This is a genomic window from Stenotrophomonas sp. TWI809, from assembly GCF_039673205.1.
GTDB lineage: Bacteria > Pseudomonadota > Gammaproteobacteria > Xanthomonadales > Xanthomonadaceae > Stenotrophomonas.
In genome coordinates, this window is the sequence record NZ_JBDJLE010000024.1 from 43942 (window position 1) to 60393 (window position 16452).

11 protein-coding genes are annotated in these 16452 nt (G+C 67.2%); 10 read left to right on the forward strand and 1 reads right to left on the reverse strand.

What is annotated here, in order from left to right; all coding sequences use genetic code 11:
- The first annotated feature begins 211 nt into the window (after positions 1 to 211).
- The 9 genes from ABE472_RS16010 to ABE472_RS16050 all read left to right on the forward strand — a co-directional run bounded on the left by ABE472_RS16010 (position 212) and on the right by ABE472_RS16050 (position 11309).
- Positions 212 to 1696 carry a transglutaminase domain-containing protein gene (locus ABE472_RS16010; RefSeq protein WP_346466607.1) on the forward strand — a complete coding sequence of 495 codons (1485 nt, stop codon included), beginning with the start codon at positions 212 to 214 and terminating at the stop codon, positions 1694 to 1696.
- A gap of 43 nt (positions 1697 to 1739) precedes the next feature.
- Positions 1740 to 4766, forward strand: coding sequence for a TonB-dependent receptor (locus ABE472_RS16015; RefSeq protein ID WP_346466608.1), 3027 nt, complete (start codon positions 1740 to 1742; stop codon positions 4764 to 4766).
- Positions 4767 to 4994: 228 nt separating this feature from the next.
- Positions 4995 to 6572, forward strand: a complete 1578-nt coding sequence (locus ABE472_RS16020) for a serine hydrolase domain-containing protein (RefSeq protein ID WP_346466609.1) — start codon at positions 4995 to 4997, stop codon at positions 6570 to 6572.
- A complete protein-coding gene (locus ABE472_RS16025; protein ID WP_346466610.1) occupies positions 6526 to 7263 on the forward strand; it encodes a M15 family metallopeptidase in 738 nt (245 codons plus the stop codon). Before ABE472_RS16020 ends, ABE472_RS16025 begins: the two co-directional genes overlap by 47 nt.
- 43 nt (positions 7264 to 7306) lie before the next feature.
- On the forward strand, positions 7307 to 7684 hold the full coding sequence (locus tag ABE472_RS16030) for a hypothetical protein (RefSeq protein WP_121042305.1): 378 nt from the start codon (positions 7307 to 7309) through the stop codon (positions 7682 to 7684).
- A gap of 219 nt (positions 7685 to 7903) precedes the next feature.
- Positions 7904 to 8329 carry an EF-hand domain-containing protein gene (locus ABE472_RS16035; RefSeq protein WP_346466611.1) on the forward strand — a complete coding sequence of 142 codons (426 nt, stop codon included), beginning with the start codon at positions 7904 to 7906 and terminating at the stop codon, positions 8327 to 8329.
- Positions 8330 to 8438: 109 nt separating this feature from the next.
- Positions 8439 to 9191: an HAD family hydrolase gene (locus tag ABE472_RS16040; protein WP_346466612.1), complete on the forward strand. Its 753-nt coding sequence runs from the start codon at positions 8439 to 8441 to the stop codon at positions 9189 to 9191.
- Positions 9188 to 9733, forward strand: coding sequence for a hypothetical protein (locus tag ABE472_RS16045; protein ID WP_346466613.1), 546 nt, complete (start codon positions 9188 to 9190; stop codon positions 9731 to 9733). The genes ABE472_RS16040 and ABE472_RS16045 overlap by 4 nt, the downstream gene beginning before the upstream one ends.
- A 208-nt stretch (positions 9734 to 9941) precedes the next feature.
- Positions 9942 to 11309 (forward strand): VOC family protein, encoded by a 1368-nt coding sequence (locus ABE472_RS16050; protein ID WP_346466614.1) that lies wholly within the window; start codon positions 9942 to 9944, stop codon positions 11307 to 11309.
- A 290-nt stretch (positions 11310 to 11599) separates the two neighbouring features.
- Here ABE472_RS16050 and ABE472_RS16055 read toward each other — a convergent pair whose 3' ends face one another.
- Complete coding sequence (locus ABE472_RS16055) at positions 11600 to 13114, reverse strand: acetyl-CoA hydrolase/transferase family protein (protein WP_070471520.1); 1515 nt, start codon at positions 13112 to 13114, stop codon at positions 11600 to 11602.
- 375 nt (positions 13115 to 13489) lie between these two features.
- Between ABE472_RS16055 and glnE the strand changes: the two genes are divergently transcribed.
- A complete protein-coding gene (gene glnE, locus ABE472_RS16060) occupies positions 13490 to 16330 on the forward strand; it encodes a bifunctional [glutamate--ammonia ligase]-adenylyl-L-tyrosine phosphorylase/[glutamate--ammonia-ligase] adenylyltransferase (RefSeq protein ID WP_346466615.1) in 2841 nt (946 codons plus the stop codon).
- Positions 16331 to 16452: the final 122 nt, after the last annotated feature.

Sequence of the window (16452 nt, forward strand, 5' to 3'; positions counted from 1 at the left end):
GTGGCCAGCAGTGCAGCCACCACGGCGCGCGACAGCCAGCGGGACCGCACGGGGCGGTGGGGGGAAGCCTGGATCATCACGCGGTCACCCTCCTCGGAAGCATCAGGAATATTTATTCCTTTTTTCGGCGAAAGCAAGAATAAATTATTGACCGGCTATCAGGCGCGTGTTACACAGCGATTACCCCACCCGCACCTTGGGAAGTGTCGCCGTGGATCCTGTGATGCGCAAACCGCGATTGCCTCTGCCCGCTGTCTGGTGCCTGTGCGCTGGTCTGCTGGCAACGCCGTGGGGAGTGGCCGCTGCGCCGGCCGCACTGCCGACGGTGATCGCCGGGATCGACCGCGGTGCGTTTGCGCAGGCCGAGGCGGACATCGCGATGGCATTGGAGGATCCGAGCCTGTCGGCAGCCGATCGTCAGGCCTATGCCTTCGAGCGCGAACGCATGCGTCGCATGCGACTGGACTTCACCCTGGATGCGGCGGCTGCCAAGGCGCAGCTGCGCAAGCAGATCCCCGACCTTCGCGAGGACGACTTCGCGCGCTGGGACGCGGCCGGCCTGATCGAACATCTGGATATCGATGGCCAGCGCCGCTACTTCAAACGCGCGCCGTCCAATCTGTTCCGGATCAGCGCGGAGGCACGCGCGCGGCGGGCACCCGATGCCACGGCGCCGAAGGAGGGCCCTTACGAGCATCTGCACCCGCATCACGAGGAGATCGTCGCCGCCGCCCGCGCGACGGGCGCGACCAGCCTGGTGCCGCGTCGCATCGAGGTGACCCAGTCGCTGGTGGTCCAGCCCGACGCCGTGCCTGCCGGGCAAACCCTCCGCGCGTGGATTCCGTACCCGCGCGCCATCCCCGGCCAGCAGGAAGACATCACCTGGATCGCCAGTACACCGGCCAGCGCGCAGGTGGCGCCTGAAGCCACCCTGCAGCGGACCGCCTACCTGGAGCGCAAGGCGGTGGCCGGCACGCCCACGGAGTTCCAGATCCGCTATGCAGTGACTGTGTACGCCCGGCATATCGCGATCGATCCAGCCAGGGTCCAACCCACGCCGGAAGATCCTGCGCTGACGCCGTACCTCGCCGAGCAGGCGCCGCACATCGTGTTTACCCCGGCGCTGCGCGCGTTCTCGACGAAGGTCGTCGGGACGGAGACCGATCCATACCGGATCGTACAGAAGCTGTTCGACGCGGTGGACGCCATTCCGTGGGCCGGTGCGCGCGAGTACGCGACGATCTCCAACATCAGCGATTACGCCCTGCACGCCGGTCATGCCGATTGCGGGCAGCAGACGCTGCTGCTGATCGCCCTGTTGCGCTTGAACGGTATTCCCGCGCGCTGGCAGTCCGGCATGGTCTATTCGGATGATGCGGTCGGCTACAACAACCTGCATGACTGGGGCGCGGTGTATCTGGCGCCCTATGGCTGGGTACCGATGGATGTCACCACCGGGCGGCTGGAGAGCCCGCAGCCGGCGCTGCGCGATTTCTATCTGGGCGGGCTGGATGCCTATCGCATCGCCTTCAACGACGACTACGGCCAGCCGCTGGTGCCAGCCAAGCAGCACGTCCGCTCGGACACGGTGGATTCCCAGCGCGGTGAGGTCGAGTGGTCCGGCGGCAACCTGTACTTCGATCAATGGAATTACGACGTCCAGTCGCACGTGGTGCCACTGGAGGCAAAGCGGTAAACGGCGGTATCCACGATTCCACATCTGCAGGAGAGAGCAGGGAATGAATGCAAAGCGATTGAAGCGTGCGGCGTTGTACGCCGCACTCGGCGTGTGTCTGGGCGGCCTGGTGCCGATGGGCGCTTCGGCACAGAACGTCAGTGGTGCCGTGGCCGGCCGTGCGACTGCCGGTGACCAGGTGACGGTCGTCAGCAACGGCACCGGCCTGACCCGTACGGTCACCGCCAGTGCCGATGGCAGCTACCGCCTGGGTCAGTTGCCGGTCGGCGATTACCAGCTGCAGCTCAGCCGTGATGGCCAGACGCTGGGCGAGCCGTTCGCGGTGAGCGTGGCCGTCGGCGGCACCACCACGGTCAACCTGGCCAGCAGCGGCGATGTGGTCAACCTCGATGCGCTGCAGGTGATCGGTGCCCGCGTGGTCAACCGCGTGGATGTGTACTCCACCGAGACCTCGTTCAACGTCAACCGCCAGGAGCTGTCGCGCCTGCCGGTGGCGCAGGATCTATCGGCGGTGGCATTGCTGGCACCCGGTGTGGTCGGTGGCAATTCCTCGTTCGGGGGGCTGTCCTTCGCCGGTTCCTCGGTGGCTGAGAACGCGGTCTTCATCAACGGCCTGAACGTCACCGACATGTACACCCGTCGTGGCTTCTCCAGCGCGCCGTTCGGCTTCTTCAACGAATTCCAGGTCAAGACCGGCGGCTACTCGGTGGAGTTCGGGCGTTCCACCGGCGGCGTGATCAATGCGGTGACACGCTCGGGCACCAATGAGTTCCAGGGCGGCGTGGAAGTCACTGCCGAACCGAGCGCGCTGCGCTCCAGCCCGCGTGACCACTTCCACCGCGACGGCACGCCGCATTCCTATGCCAGCCGCGACAACAGCTCGTTCCTGAAGACCAACGTCTGGGGCTCCGGCCCGATCATCAAGGACAAGCTGTTCCTGTTCGCGATGTATGAAGATCGCGACGACACCGGCCACAACACCTCCTCCGATGCGCTGAGCTGGTTCAAGAACAAGAGCGACAACGGCTTCTGGGGCGCCAAGCTGGATTGGAACATCAACGACAACCACAGCCTGGCGCTGCTGGCGTTCTCCGATGAGGGCGAAATCACCAACGGCGCGTACAACTACGATTGGGATGACGATCAGATCGGTGCGTGGGGCGGCGATTCGGTCACCGAGACCGGTGGCAAGAACTGGTCGGCGACCTATACCGGCCACTTCGGCGAGACCTTCACCGCACGTGCCATGGTGGGCGAGAACAACCAGCGCGCCTTCACCAACTCCTCGCTGGATGAAGCGTGCAGCCCGGTGTTCACCGACGCCAGCTATGCATCACGTCTGGGCAAGCTCAACGGCCTGCGCCCGGGCTGCCATCCCACCGGCGCCGCCATTGCCGAACGCGACGACACGCGTGAAGTCGCGCGGTTGGACTTCGAATGGCAGCTGGGCACGCACCTGCTGCGCTTCGGTGTCGACCGCGAGCTGATGACCACCAAACAGTCCACGCGTTACCCGGGGCCGACCCAGCTCAGCTACACCGCCTACGTCGCCCGGCCCGGCGATGAAGTGTGGGACGGCGCCAACGCCTATGTGCCGGCCGGTGTGACCGAGATGCTGCGCGCACGCAACCGCGTGTCCGGCGGCACCTTCGAGACGGAGGCCAACGCGTTCTACCTGGAAGACATCTGGAACATCACCCCGAACCTGATGTTGAACCTCGGCGTGCGCTGGGACCGCTTCGAGAACCGCACCGCCGATGGTGACGCCTTCATCAAGATGGACGACCTGATCGCGCCGCGCTTCGGCTTCTCGTGGGACATGAAGGGCGACGGCAGCACCAAGCTGTTCGGCAACGCCGGCCGCTATTACCTGCCGGTGACCAACAACATCAACGTCAACTTCGCCGGCGGCCTCACCGACGAGTACTCCTACTACGTGCTCAACGGCTGGCAGCAGCAGGCCAACCCGGTCACCGGTGCGCCGTACATGGCCCCGGTCATCGGCCAGCAGATCGGCCCGGTCGATACCCGCATGAACACCGGCGCGGCCGACCTGCGCCAGAGCGTGGACAAGGACCTGAAGGCGGTCTACCAGGACGAGTACATCCTCGGCTTCCAGACCATGATCAACCAGGCCTGGTCGTGGGGCGTCAACGCGACCTACCGCAAGATGGACCGCGCGCTGGATGACATGCGCATCAACCACACCCCGTGCGGCCCGACGGGCACCACGCTGTGGCCGATCGCCAACCCGGGCGAGAGCCTGACGATTTGGGGCGACTCCAGCATCGGCTGCGCCACCGAGGGCTGGATCACCATCGACACCTCCAAGGATGGCTACCGCAAGGGCGGCAGCCTGGAGGTGGTTGGCTATTCCAAGCCCAAGCGCACCTACAAGGCGCTGGAATTCCAGATCGACCGCGCGTGGGATGAGAAGTGGCTGTTCAACGCGTCCTACCTGTGGTCGCGCAGCGATGGCAACTTCGAAGGTCCGGTCAATTCGGATACCAACTACGGCGACACCGGCATGGTCCAGCACTGGGATCATCCGTCCAACAACCAGCGCTATGGCCCGCTGTTCAACGACTTCCGCCATCAGTTCAAGTTCCGCGCCGCCTACGCGCTGAACGAGCAGTGGTCGTTCGGCACCACGCTGCAGGTGTTGTCCGGTGGCCCGATCACCGCCTTCGGCGTGATGTGGCCCAACGACACCGTGGCCGGCGGCAGCACCTCCAGTGAAGGCAGCGGCGGCGGTACCGGCTGGCTGTGCGTGGCCAACTGCTCGGGTCCATACAACCAGCGCCAGTTCGAGTACAGCCCGCGCGGCGCCTTCGGTCGCCTGCCGTGGACCTGGACCATGGGCGCCAACGTCACCTGGCGGCTGCCGGTGGAGGGCATCGACCTGAGCGCGCGCCTGTCGGTCTACAACCTGTTCAACAACCAGACCGTCATCAACGTGCACCAGCGTTATGAAGCCCAGCCGGGCCAGGTGCGTGAGAACACCTTCAACACCGGCACCCGCTGGCAGGCACCGCGCTACACGCAGCTGATGGTGACCTGGAACTTCTGATCCGTTCCGTGCGTGGCAGGTGCCGACAGTGGGTCGGCACCTGCCTTCACCACCGTGTCGCGTGCACGCGCGCAACCGACCGCGGAACGGCTCCACCGCCATCCGGTAGGTACCGACCGTTGGTCGGTACGTGCCTCATGCACCCACCGGTAGGTACCGACCGTTGGTCGGTACAGCTTTCAACCGGCGGCCAGAAAAGCACGCCCTCCGGCCATGACGAGGGAATCCATGCCGTCACGCACCTCACCGCGCATCCCATCGCGCCTTCTCACGCTTGGCCTGTCCTGCACCCTGGCCCTCGCGCCCAGCGCACGGGCAGCCGACCCGGCCGACACCTTCAATCGCCTGCTCGATCAGACCGTCGCCCACGAACACCTGCCGGGCATCGCCATGGCCGTCGTCGACGATGGCAACCCCGTCTTCATCGGCACCCGTGGCGAGCGCCGCGTCGGGCTGGGCGAGGCCATCGATCCGGATACCCTGTTCAAGATCGCCTCGAACAGCAAGGCGATGACCGCCGCACTGCTCGCCCGGCTGGTCGACCGCGGTCTCCTGCGCTGGGACGATCCGGTCATCACGTACCTGCCGCAGTTCCGCATGCGTGACCCATGGGTCACGCAGCAGATACAGGTCCGCGATCTGCTGATCCACAACAGCGGCCTGGGCCTGGGCGCGGGCGATCTGATGCTGTGGCCCGAGCCCAACAGCTTCACCCGCCAGGACATCATCGCCGGGCTCGCCCACCTCAAGCCGGTCACCAGCTTCCGTAGCGGCTATGCCTACGACAACCTGATGTATGTGGTCGCCGGTGAAGTGGCCGCCGCCGCCGGTGGCAAACCTTACGATCAACTGCTGCGCGAGGAAGTCTTCTCGCCGCTGGGCATGGATCGCTGCCAGGTCGGCGCGTGGTCGGTCGCGGCGGTTGGCAACGTCGCCCAGCCACACACGCGGAAAGACGGCCGCAACGTGGTGCGCGGTGCCGATGGTGAGACCAGCGCCGATCTCACCTCGATGGCTGCCGGCGGCATCCGCTGCAGCCTGCGCGACATGACCCGCTGGATGCAGGTGCTGCTCGATCCGGCGCTCGTGCCCGGTTGGCTGAGCACGGCGCAGCGCCGCGCGCTCTGGACCGCGCACATGCTGATGCCGCTGGGCGAGCGCCAACGTCGCTGGGACAATGCACATGTGTCCGCCTATGGCTACGGCTGGCGCGTGTCGGACATGGACGGCCAGTGGAAGGTGGCCCACACCGGCACGCTGTCGGGCATGTATTCCTCGCTGGCGCTGCTGCCGGACCGCAAGGTCGGCGTGGTGATCCTGATCAACAGCGACGCCGAGGATGCACGCACCGCGCTGATGCAGGCCGCATTGAAGACCTACACCGCACCGGACGCCACGGCCGACGCGAGCCATTATCTGGCCCTGCTGGACCAGGAGCGCACCGGCCGCCGCGATGCCGGGCAGGTGCGCCCGGATACCGGCGCGCGCCGGGCCGCCTCGCTTCGCACCACCGCTGCCGCGCACGGCCGTTATCGCGATCCGTGGCTGGGCGAGGCGCTGCTCTGCCCGGAGCAGGGCGCGCTGCGTTTCAGCGTCGCCAAGTCGCCGATGCTGCGCGGCCAGGTCATGCAGCTCGGTGAGCGCTGGCTGGTGCAGTGGGATACGCTCGGGGCCGATGCCGAGCCGTGGTTGCAGTTGCAGCCCGGCGCGACGCCCGCCCTGACCTTGGCCGCGATCGATCCGGAGATCGACTTCAGTTATGACTACCAGGACCTGCACTTCACCCGCACCGGCGATTGCCCGTAGCGCGCTGCTGCTGGCGTTGCTGGCCGGCAGTGCCCACGCGGCAGCGCCAGCGGTCACGATCTCGTCCGCGCGCGATGTGGCCGAGGCCGGACTGGTCGACATCCGCACGCTGGCACCGGCGATCGAACAGGACATCCGCTACGCCAGCCCCGACAACTTCACCGGCCAGCGTGTGCCCGGCTATGACGCGCCCAAGTGCTATCTGCTTGCCCCGGCGGCCAACGCGCTCGCACAGGTGGAGGCCGACCTGCGCGCAGAGGGCTACGCGCTGCGTCTCTACGATTGCTACCGCCCGGCTCACGCGGTGACGGCCTTCGTCGCCTGGGCACAGGATCCCAAGGAGCAGTCGCGCAAGGCCCTGCAGTACCCGGACCTCGACAAGCCGGCCCTGCTCGGCGACTACATCGCCGAGACCTCCGGCCACAGCCGGGCTGCCACGGTCGACCTGACCCTGCTCGATTGCCGCACCGGCCCCTGCGCGCCGGTGGACATGGGCACCGACTTCGATTTCTTCGGCCCGCGCGCGCATACCGAAGCGCCGGAGATCAGCGCGGCCCAACGCAGCCACCGCCAGCACCTGCGCCAGGCGATGGCCCGGCATGGCTTTGCCAACTACCCGATGGAGTGGTGGCATTTCACCCTGCAGCCCGAGCCGGCGCCGACCACGGCCTACGATGTGCCGGTCCGCTGAGGCGCACCGCTACACTGTGCGCTGACCGCCGGATCGGACTACGATGAACCTGCCGCTGCACGTTGGATTGTTGGGAACGCTGGAGGCAGGGCTGATCGCGCTGTTGGTCGGGCTGCTGGTGTATGCGCTGTGGCATCGCCTGTGCCGCTGGGCAGGCTGGACCGACGGGCATGCGATCGGCTGGGCCTGCGTGATCGCGGTGGTGGCCTCGGCCGGCATCGATGCGTGGAATCTCTTCTATATGGGCATGATGCGGCTGGAGTCGCCGCTGTATGCGCGGTTGTTCCTCGCCGGTATCCATGATCCGAACGAGCTGGGCTCGCGCGTGGTGCTCGAAGTGGCCGGCGCGATCGGCGGTGTGGCACTGGGGTGGCTTCTGTTCAGTTCCCGCTCAGGCGAAAAAAACAGCAACACCGCGTGAGATTGCGTTCGTATCCGGTTAAATTCAGGGCCAATGAATGGGCGTGTTACCAACTGCTCACCTGCGGCTAACCACTGCGGTAATGCACGCGTTCGCGCAGGTGGTTAAGGCCGCGTGCGCAGCGCGGTCGAGGCGCAATATCGATTCACAAACGGGGTGGCAGTGTGGGGCCGTGCGGAAACAACAGGCCGCGCAATACCTACCAAGGAGACCACCCCAATGACTATTCGCAACCGCAAGCCCCTGATCGCCCTGATCGTCGCCGCAGGCAGTGTGCTGGCCATTCCGGCGATGGCCCAGTCGGCACAGCAGAGTGCCGCGCAGGCGCAGAATCAGGCCGCCCAGGCACAGCAGGCGGCAGCGCAGGCGGGCGACGCAGCAGATACCGCTGCCAACGCCGCCGCACAGGCCTCCGCGCAGGCCGGTGGTGGCGGTGGTGGCGGTGGCCAGACGTGGGCCAGCGTCGATACCGACGGCAACGGCACCATCAGCAAGGCCGAGGCACAGGTGAACGCGGGCCTTGCCCAGGTGTTCGACCAGGCCGACACCAACAAGGACGGCGAGCTCTCGCCGGATGAATACAAGGCGTACGTGGCCGCCCAGCAGGGCAAGGCCGCCGGCAACGGCGCCCAGCAGAGCAAGTAAGGACCGGGGACACCGGTAGCGCAGTGAGGGGGAAAGGGCGGCTTCGGCCGCCCTTTCTTTATGCGCCGCCGGGGTGGGGTCGCTGGGCCGCTGTTGGTATCCTTGGCCGATGATGACTTCCCTGCCCACGCCGCAAGGCGCTATCGGCCTGGTTGGTTTTGACGGTGATGACACGCTGTGGAAGAGCGAGGATTTCTACCGCAAGGCCGAGCAGGACTATCTGGATATCCTGTCGCGCTACATCGACGTGCACGACACGCAGACCGCGCGCCACCTGCTGGAAGTGCAGCAGCGCAATCTCGGTGTGTTCGGCTATGGCGTGAAGGGCATGACCCTGTCGATGGTGGAAGCCGCCATCGAGATCACCAACCAGACCATCAGTGCCCGCGACCTGCAGCAGATGCTGGACATCGGCCACGACACCCTGCGCCACCCGGTCGAGCTGATCGACGGCGTGCGTGAGTCGGTCACCGAGATCGCCCGCGATTACCCGGTCGTGCTGATCACCAAGGGCGACCTGTTCCATCAGGAGGCCAAGATCAAGGTGGCCAACCTTCGCGACCTGTTCCCGCGTATCGAGATCGTCTCCGAGAAGGACCCGGAAACCTATGCCCGCGTGCTGGAGGAGTTCGATCTGCCGATCAAGCGCTTCGTGATGGTCGGCAATTCGCTGCGCTCGGACATCGAACCGGTGATCACCCTCGGTGGCTGGGGCATCCACACTCCCTACGCGGTGACCTGGGCGCACGAGACCCAGCACGGCGTGGCCGATGACGAACCGCGCATGTTCGACGCGCCGACCGCCTTCGACTGGCCGCAGGCCCTGCGGACGATCGAAGCCAAGGCCGTACAGGCCGGATGATGCGCGCCGGCCTGCTCGCGCTGCTGCTGATGCTGCCCTGGGCAACCGCGGCCGAGCAGACCCCGGAGCAGTCCGCCGCCTACGTGGTGGACACCGGCGATGCCTGGGTGGACACCCAGCTGCAGGACATCAACCACTACGCCGAGCGCTACCCGGACAGCTTCCTGGATGAAGTCTCGCGCTATGCCGGCGTCTCGCGCGGCTACATCGCCGCGCTGATGCACACTCACGGTTGGCAGGCGGGCGACATCTACTTCGCCTGTTTCTGGGCGCATGTGATCGAACGTTCCTGCCGCGAGAGCGTGCAGGCGTGGTCGCGCGCAGTGCCGCAGGAGGGCGAGGCCAAACGCTGGGAAGCGGTGGTGACCGAGCTGCCGGTCACGCCGACCAACCTGCACTGGCGCGCCTTGCGCCACGCCATCGTCGCCAGCCATGACCACTGGGACCGCCCGGTGAAGCTCGACGCCACGCTGCAGCGCCAGCTGGGCAACCGCGAGCAGCGCCAGCGTGCGGCGAGCAGTCCCACGCCACCCGCGCGCTGAGTTGCCGCGCACGCATCCACCGGGTGCCATCGGGTAGAGCCACCCCATGGGTGGCTGCCCTTTGCGACCATTGCATTCCGTGCAGCCACCCATGGGGTGGCCCTACCCGGTTGTCCCTTTGTTGCTGTGCAGATCGCGGTAACCCACGCCCTCGGCGACAATGCAGCGCTTGCTGCACCTTCCCCCGTGATCCGTTGCCGAGTACGTCATGAGCACCGACCGTTTCGTTTCACCCGACGATATCCGCAGCCTGTTCGCGCAGGCGATGTCCACGATGTACCGCACCGAGGTGCCGCTCTACGGCACGCTGGTCGACCTGGTGGCTGAGATCAACGACGCCGTGCTGACCGCCAATCCGGCGCTGGCCGAGCAGCTGGACCGCACTGACGAACGTGCCCGCCTCGACCAGGAACGCCACGGCGCGATCCGGGTCGGCACGGCGGAAGAACTGGCCACGCTGGGCCGCCTGTTCGCGCTGATGGGCATGTACCCGGTGGGTTACTACGATCTCTCGGTGGCCGGCGTGCCGGTGCATTCCACCGCGTTCCGGCCGCGTACCGCGCAGGCGCTGGCACGCAATCCGTTCCGGGTGTTCACCTCGCTGCTGCGGCTGGAGCTGATCGAGAACGCCGCGCTGCGCGAGCAGTCCGCTGCCATTCTCGCCCAGCGCCGGATCTTCACCGATACCGCGCTGGCCCTGATTGCGCAGGCCGAACGCGAGGGCGGCCTCGACGAGGCCGATGCGCGCCGCTTCGTCATCGAGGCGCTGGAGACCTTCCGTTGGCACGGCGATGCCACGGTATCGCTGGACACCTATCACGCGCTGCATGACGCGCACCGGCTGATCGCCGACGTGGTCAGCTTCCGTGGTCCGCACATCAATCACCTGACCCCGCGCACGCTGGATATCGACGCCGCGCAGGCCGGCATGCTCGCCCGTGGCATCGACGCCAAGGCGGTGATCGAAGGTCCGCCACCGCGGCGGTGCCCGATCCTGCTGCGCCAGACCAGCTTCAAGGCGCTGGAAGAAACCGTGCACTTCCCCTCGGGGGAGGCTGGGGATGCCGGCACGCATACCGCGCGTTTCGGTGAGATCGAACAGCGGGGCCTCGCCCTGACGCCCAAGGGCCGTGCGCTGTATGACCAGCTGCTTGCGCAGGCGCGCGACAGCGGTGGCGCCGGGAGTACCGGTCAGGATTACCCGACGCGTCTGGCCGCGGCATTCACTGCCTTCCCGGACGACCACGACACCCTGCGCCGCGAGGGTCTGGGGTACTACCGCTACGCCCTGACCGACGCCGGTCGCGCCAACCCGGCGGCCGTTGCGGATCTCCCGGCCGAAGCGCTGATTGCCGCCGGTCTGGCCAGCGCCGACCCGATCGTCTACGAGGATTTCCTGCCGGTCAGCGCCGCGGGCATTTTCCAGTCCAATCTCGGCGGCGACGAACAACGCGCCTACGCTGCGCATGCCAACCGCGATGCTTTCGAGCAGGCGCTGGGCATGAAGGTGGAGGACGAGTTCGCCATCTACGCGCGGCTGCAGACCGAATCGCTGGCGAGCCTGCGGGGCCGCTGACGGCGAGCGATCGCTGACCGCGCGGGGACCGCCCTGCGGACGGGATCCTGAACCACGCGGGGGCCGCTCCCCGGGTAGTGCCGGCCGCTGGCCGGCTCTTCATGTACCAAACGCGCATCCGGGCTTGCGGACGGTAATGCGTGGAGCCGGCCAGCGGCCGGCACTACCACGAAACAGAACGCCCCGGTCCGTGCATCGCAACACGGAAACAGAACGCCCCGGTCCGTGCATCGCGACACGGAAACAGAACGCCCCGGTAGGTACCGACCGTTGGTCGGTACCGTGCACCATCAGGCCTTCATCGTCCCGGTATCCAGCCACCGCTGGTGCCACGACAGCGCTTCCGGCAGCAGGTGCGGAGTGTGCTTGCCGTAACTCTCACGGCTCGCACGGTCGAAGTAGTCATTCAACTGATCGCGGAAATCCGGATGCGCGCAGTTGTCGATCACCACCCGCGCACGCTTGCGCGGGGTCAGGCCGCGCAGATCGGCCAGGCCCTGTTCGGTGACGATGACCGACACATCGTGCTCGGTGTGATCCACGTGGCTGACCATCGGCACGATCGCCGAGATGCTGCCGTTCTTCGCCGTCGAAGGACTCAGGAACGCAGACAGGAAACCGTTGCGCGCGAAGTCGCCCGAGCCGCCGATGCCGTTCATGATCCGGCTGCCCATCACGTGCGTCGAATTGACGTTGCCGTACAGGTCGGCCTCGATCATGCCGTTCATGCCGATGCAGCCCAGGCGGCGCACCAGTTCCGGATGGTTCGAGATTTCCTGCGTGCGCATGATGATGCGCTCGCGGTAGAAATCGATGTGTTCCTTGAAGGTCTCGTTCGCCTGCGGGCTCAGCGCGAAGCCGGTGCAGGAGGCGTAGCTCAGCACGCCATCGCGCAGCAGATCGAGCATGCCGTCCTGGATCACCTCGGTGAACGCACTCAGATCGCGGAAGCCGCTCTTGGCCAGCCCGGCCAGCACCGCGTTGGGAATGTTGCCGACGCCGCTCTGCAGCGGCAGCAGGTTGGCCGGCAGGCGGCCCTTGGCCACCTCGTGCTTGAGGAACTCGATCAGGTATTGCGCGATCTGCTCGCTGGTGGTGTCGATCGGGCTGAACGGGCTGTTGCGGTCCGGGCCGTTGGTGCGCACGACGGCAACGATCTTGTCCGGGTCGCAGCGCAGCGCGGTCTCGCCGATGCGGTCGTTGGCGTGCACCAGCGGAATCGGCTTGCGGTGCGGCGGCAGCGCGGTGCCGTAGTAGATGTCGTGCATGCCGTCCACGCCGGCCGGCTGCCATTCGTTGACCTCGACGATCACCTTCTTGGCCAGGTCCAGCCAGGTCTTGTTGTTGCCGACCGAAGTGGAGGGCACCAGCGAGCCATCCTCGCGGATCGCCGAGACCTCGATCACCGCGGTATCGATATCGCCATAGAAGCCGAACCACACGTGCTGGGCGACATGGCTGAGGTGGATATCGATGTAATCCAGCTTGCCCTCGTTGATGCGGTTGCGCGCATCCGGGTCGCTCTGGAAGGGCATGCGCATCGCGATGCCATCGGCCTTGGCCAGCGCGCCATCCAGCTCCGGCGCGGTCGAGGCGCCGGTCATCAGGCTGATCTGGAAGGGCAGGCCCTGGGCGTGCACCGCTTCGATGCGCTGCGCCAGCGCGACCGGCACCGCCTTGGGATAACCTGAACCGGTAAAGCCGCTCATGGCGACGGTTTCACCCGGCTGGATCAGGGCGGCGGCAGCTTCGGCGGAGACAACGCGGTCACGCAGACGCGCGTTTGCAATGCGATCGACAGACATGACGACAACGTTTTTGGGGGGATCTCCATTATCGGCGATCCATGCAGCGGGAGGGGTTCTACCTTGGTGGGATGGCGTTTTCACATCGGCACCTCCCTGTTCAGGTTTGCCGCCTACTTCTGTACCCGCAAGTATTGTTTTGCAGTGCAGCGTGCAAGTTCGTCGCCGACCCTAGAAGATCGACCTGCATCCCGACGTGGGGGAGGGAGCAGAGCCCGCTGGCAGTTCGCTGCAAGCGGGCTTTTTTATGTCTCGCCTCCGGAACACCGGGGCGCCGTTGGGTCTCGCGCGTCGACACGCGCCCGCTCACGACCGCGCAACCGGTGAACACGCTTCCTGCCCTGCAGGGCGACCCGCGCCGGGCATAATCTCCTCATGCCGATCTCCGACCTCGCCGCGCCCGCGCGCGTCCCCGACGCCCTTGTTCCCCTGGTTGATCGCGCTTTGGCGCGCCTGGCCCTTTCGCTTACCGACGCCGGCCACTGGCCGCCTCCGGCGCCCGTGCTGGAGACCCTGCGCGCGCTGGCCGTCACCAGTGACTTCGCCATCGACACCCTGTGCCGACAGCCGGCGCTGTTGTCGCATCTCACCCAGGAGGGCTGCCCACCGCTGCCCCTGCCGGAACTGGATCCACTCCAGCCCAGCGAATGGCAGCAGCGCCTGCGCCGCTACCGCACCGCCGCCTCCACCCGCCTGATCTGGCGCGACCTGACCGGGCAGGATGACGTGCCTGCCACCCTTGGCGGTGCCACCCGGTTGGCGGAGGAGTGCCTGCAGCTCGCACTCTCCGCGCTGGAGCAGGAATTTACCGGCCGCCATGGCGTGGTCCGTGCGGCGGACGGCAGCGCGCAGCAGCTGGTCGTGTTCGGGCTGGGCAAGCTGGGCGGTGGTGAACTCAATTTCAGTTCGGACGTGGACCTGGTCTACGCCTACCCGCAGGGCGGCGAATCCGATGGCGCGCGCCCGCTTGCCGCCGAGGAATACTTCGCACGCCTTGGCCAGCGCCTCGCGCGGTTGCTGGACGACACCACCGTGGATGGCTTCAGCCACCGCGTCGATCTGCGCCTGCGTCCCTTCGGCAATGCCGGGCGCGTGGCGCTGTCGTTCGCCGGCATGGACCAGTATTTCCAGCGCGAAGGCCGTGACTGGGAGCGCTATGCCTGGCTGAAGGCGCGTGCCGTCGCCGGTGATATCGCCGCGGGCGAAGCGTGGCTGCAGACCCTGCGCCCGTTCGTCTACCGCCGCTATCTGGATTTCACCGCGCTCGATGGTCTGCGCGAGATGAAGGCCGCGATCACCGCAGAAGTGTCGCGCCGCGAGATGCACGACGACATCAAGCGCGGCCCCGGTGGCATCCGTGAGATCGAGTTCCTCGCGCAGGCCCTGCAGTTGATCCGCGGCGGCCGCGAAGCCCCACTGCGCGAGCGTCGCCTGCTGCACGCGCTGCCGGCGCTGGTCGCCTCCGGCCAGATGGCCGAGCAGGACGGCGCCGATCTGCTGCACGCCTACGGTTTCCTGCGTCGCCTGGAAAACCGCCTGCAGATGCTGCGCGATGCACAGACGCATGCGTTGCCCACCGACACCACCGACCGCCTGCGCATCGCCAACGGACTCGGTTACGAAGACTGGGACGCGCTGGTAGCCGCGCTGGATGTGCAGCGCGAGCGGGTCAGCATCGAGTTCGCCGCACTGCTCGCACCGCGCCGTGGCCAGGCCGCGCCGGATGCATTGGCGAGCTACTGGCGCGGCCTGCCCGACAACGGCAGCGCCGAGGTGCTGGCCGAAGCCGGCTTCTTCGATGCCGGCAGCGCCGATCAATCGCTGCGCGATTTCGCGCAGAGCTCCGGGGTGAAGTCCTTGTCCGATGCCGCGCGTGCGCGCCTGGACCGCGTGCTGCCGGCGCTGCTGCACGCCGCCACGCGCTCGCCGCAGCCGGATGCCGCGCTCAAGCGCGTACTCGGCCTGCTGCAGGCGATCCTGCGCCGGACCAGCTATCTCGCTCTGCTCGACGAACAGCCCAGCGCATTGGCACGCCTGGTCGACGTGCTTGCACGCAGCGCATTGCTGGCCGAGCGCCTGGCGGCGTATCCGCTGCTGCTCGATGAACTGCTCGACGTGCGCGTCTCCGGGCCGATGCCGGACGCCGCGGGCATGCAGGCCGAGTGCGCTGTCGCGCTGACCATTGAGGATCCCGAAGCCGCGCTGCGCCTGCTCAACGAGACCCGGCTGGCGCTGAGCTTCCGCATGGCGATGGCCACGCTGGATGGTCGCCAGCGTGCCGTCGACACCACCCGGCAACTGGCCGAACTCGCGCAGGCGGTGGTCGTCACCGTGCTCGCGCTGGTGCAGGCCGACATGCAGCGCCAGCACGGCGGCATTCCCGGCGGGCGTTTCGCCATCATCGGTTACGGCAGCCTGGGCGGACTGGAGCTGGGCTTCGGCTCGGACCTGGATCTGGTCTTCCTGCACGATCACCCGGCCGATCAGGACAGCAGCGACGGCCCCCGCCCGCTGGATCCCGGCCGTTGGTACGCGCGCCTGGCGCAGAAGGTGATGGCGATGCTCGGCGCGGTCACCGCCGCCGGCCGCCTGTACGACATCGACGTGCGCCTGCGCCCGGATGGCGGCAAAGGCGCGCTGGTGTCCTCACTGGCCAGCTACACCGAATACCAGCGCGAACGCGCCTGGACCTGGGAGCACCAGGCACTGGTGCGTGCCCGCGCCATTGCCGGTGATGACTCGCTGTTGGCCGACTTCGAACGGGTACGCGCGCAGACGCTGGCGCGCCCGCGCGACAACGCCGTGCTCTACAGCGACGTGCTGAAGATGCGGGCGCGCATGCGTGCCGAACTGGACCGCAGCGATGCCGCACGGCTCGACCTCAAGCAGGGCGCAGGTGGCATTGTCGATCTCGAATTCCTGCTGCAGACCGGCGTGCTCGACAGCGCCGTTACGCACCCGCAGGTGGTGCAACCGCGCGATACCCCCAGCCTGATCGACGCGCTGGCCGACATCGCCTGGCTGCCCGGCGGCACCCGCGCTGGCCTGCATGAGGCGCATGCGGCGCTGCTGGATGTGGGCCTGGCCTGCACGCTGGACCGCCGCCCACGCCTGGCGCCACCGACACCTGCATTGGAAGCAGCACGCGCGATGATCACCGCGGCAAGCGATGCGGCGGGGTTGCCGTTCCAGCAACAGATCGATGTCGTCAGCTGACGGCGGTTTGCACCGTCACCGAGCTCGAACCGCTCTGGCACCGGTAGTGGGGGGGGGGGGGGGGGGGGGGCGGCGCGAGGCAGAGCCTCCCGCCCGCCGCCCGCCCCCACCACCCAGCCCAG